Below are 2,635 nucleotides of genomic sequence, written 5' to 3' on the forward strand. Positions count from 1 at the left end.
GGAAAGAATACAATTAAAATTAAATGGACTGAGCCCTGTTCAATACAGAATTCAGTCCTTAAAATAACAGTCTAACTTTTCGGGGTCAGATCAGTTATCGGGCGTGGCTGTTAAGCCAATGAGATAGGCATCGAAATAGTCCAACACTTGCCGCCATAGGTTATAAATGGAGCGGTGGCATTCATCAATAAAGATAAAATCAAAAAATTCAGGTGGTAAATCGGCTTGATAGGCTACGGGCAAGGGTTCTTTTAAACGGTGTTCCCATTCTTCCAGATCGGTGCTGTCTTCGGGAATGTTGAGTTCTTCGCCTTTGAGCAAGGAATACATTCGCTGAATGGTGCAAATGCAAATTTCCACACCTTTTGGAATGCTCGGCGATTTGATCACTTGAGTGTTATAGAGTTCGGTGAATTTGCGGTTGTCGTCAGGCGGGGTAAATACCAGCATTTCTTGCTCGGCTTGCTCGCCTAGATTGACGGTGTCCACCAAAAACAAAATCCGCCGTTTGCCCGTGTATTTGAGCAGGCGATACATAATGCTAATGGCGGTGTAGGTTTTGCCCGATCCTGTTGCCATTTGAATTAAGGCACGGGGTAAATCTTTTGCCAATGAGGTTTGCATATTTTCAATAGCGGTGAGCTGGCAATCACGCAAGCCAAGATCGACAGCGGGCAAATGCTCGGGGTTGAGCGGCGGTATGGCTTTGAGCTTAGCACGCAGGGTATCTTTGCCCTCACCTGCCCATTTTTGTAGGGTTTCGGGGCGGTGAAAATGAAAAACTTCTCTCGCTCTTGGGTTCGGGTCATTACGGTTGGTAAAACGAGTAATCACGCCTGTGCTTTCGTATAAAAACGCAATTTCCGCTTGGGAAATGTATTTCAATTGGCTTGTAGCATAGCGTGCGGTTTGCTCTTCCACCGTGTTGAGCTTATTCCCGAATTGTTCTTCTTTAGCTTCAATAATGGCAACAGGCTCTCTATCTACAAACAGCAAATAATCCACCGGACCTGTATCAGTTGGGTATTCACGCACCGCTACGCCCAAACTGTTGTTTGGATTAAAATTCTTCAACGATTGCACTGCCCAGCCCGCTTGTTGCAATTTTTGGTCAATCAAATCACGGGCTTGCTGTTCGGGGTGTTGGTTGTGGGCTGTCTGCTGAACCATCGCTATTTCCTAGATAATTTCTTGAATTTATTTATAAAAAATCGTTGCACAAACATTTGAATTATATTTAATCCCGTGATGCGATGCAATTCTTTAATCCCTCACACCAAATAATCATAATAAAGCCTTTGTGAATTTGATGATTAAAAAAGGATGAAAAAACACCGCACTTTTTTATGCCATTCTTCCCCAAATTATTGAATTTTATTCACAACCTTATCCAATAAAACCCCACTAATCATCGCTGTGCAAAAACCTTATACTAACCGCCTCAAGCCTATTGATTTATCAGGAAAAAATAATGAAATCAAAATTTAAACACACCCTCATTCTTTCCGCCGTGTTGGCATTTACCGCCTACGCCTTTGCCAGCCCGATCAGCATTGAAAAACAAGGCAGTTTTACGGTGGGTGGGCGTTATGTTACCCACGAGGGGCAGTTTAACCAACGGAATTTTCTCTCCCCCAATGGGCAGCGTGCCTATGGCGATTTTGCCTATGTGAACTATCAAATTCCCGTGAATGCGAAAAAATATCCGCTGATTTTCCAGCACGGCGGTGCACAATCCAAACGCACTTGGGAAAGCACGGTAGACGGTCGAGAGGGCTTCAACACCTTGTTTTTACGCAAAGGCTATTCGGTGTATTTGCTGGATCAACCACGCAGTGGCGAAGCCAACCTCTCCACCCAAGCCCTCGACCCTGCCACCCCTTGGGCGAGCAACCCGATGTATGGCGACAAAACCTTTTATATCCTCTCCCGCGTTGGGCATTTTGACGCACAAGACAAGCCCGTGCCAAACGCCCAATTCCCCGCAGGCGAAGCCAACTATCAAGCCTTCCAACAAAGCTGGTCGGTTGGCTCAGGGCCTTTGGACAACGAGTTAAACGCCGATGTTCTCGCCAAACTTGTCAATCAAACCGATGGCGCAGTTTTGGTAACCCACTCAATGGGCGGCACGCCGTTTATCTTCCCCGAAACGGAAATGCCTAAGATCACAAAAGCACGTTTTGAACACTTATCTGCCACTGCAATGGGTGTGCCAATGGACGACTTTTTAAAACTCACCCAAATCCCCATCGTGCTGTATTATGGCGATTACATCAAACTCGGCTCAAACAACGTGGGTGAAGACAAATGGGGCACAGAAATGGCAATGGCACAGCAATTTGTCGATACCATCAACCGCCACGGCGGCGATGCCACGCTGGTACACTTGCCAAGCATCGGCATTAAAGGCAACTCCCATTTCCTAATGGGCGAAAAAAACAACCAACAACTCGCCGACCTCGCGGCACAATGGTTAAAAGAGAAAGGCTTAGATCGCTAAGGTAAAAAGTGTGCTGAAAAACCACCGCACTTTTAGGCTATGTAGTGGTACACTAATTTTGCAGTCCTCAATAGGTGGTAAACTATCACAAAAAGAGGATATTAAGATGAGAAGAACATTTAGCCCGGATTACAA

At 45.6% G+C, this 2,635-nt stretch carries 3 protein-coding genes; 2 read left to right on the forward strand and 1 reads right to left on the reverse strand.

Annotation, left to right across the window (positions count from 1 at the left end; translation table 11 throughout):
- Positions 1-67 (forward strand): IS3 family transposase (locus A3EO_RS13950; RefSeq protein ID WP_409359784.1); only part of this gene is annotated, 67 nt, incomplete at its 5' end.
- Positions 68-90: 23 nt separating this feature from the next.
- Here A3EO_RS13950 and A3EO_RS0112390 read toward each other — a convergent pair.
- Entirely contained in the window at positions 91-1,170 is a 1,080-nt protein-coding gene (locus tag A3EO_RS0112390; RefSeq protein ID WP_018347386.1) for a DEAD/DEAH box helicase family protein, read from the reverse strand.
- A gap of 301 nt (positions 1,171-1,471) precedes the next feature.
- Here A3EO_RS0112390 and A3EO_RS0112395 point away from each other — a divergent pair, with 301 nt between their 5' ends.
- The gene (locus A3EO_RS0112395; RefSeq protein WP_018347387.1) at positions 1,472-2,500 is read left to right on the forward strand and encodes an alpha/beta hydrolase; all 1,029 of its coding nucleotides are present in this window, start codon (positions 1,472-1,474) and stop codon (positions 2,498-2,500) included.
- The last annotated feature ends 135 nt before the right edge of the window (positions 2,501-2,635 follow it).

It is taken from the genome of Gallibacterium anatis DSM 16844 = F 149 (assembly GCF_000379785.1).
GTDB lineage: Bacteria > Pseudomonadota > Gammaproteobacteria > Enterobacterales > Pasteurellaceae > Gallibacterium > Gallibacterium anatis.

What these genes read in the sequence shown, in the direction of transcription:
- A3EO_RS0112390 (WP_018347386.1), bottom strand. Translation starts at nt 1,170, where the DNA reads ATGGTTCAGCAGACAGCCCACAACCAACACCCCGAACAGCAAGCCCGT.
- A3EO_RS0112395 (WP_018347387.1), top strand. Translation starts at nt 1,472, where the DNA reads ATGAAATCAAAATTTAAACACACCCTCATTCTTTCCGCCGTGTTGGCA.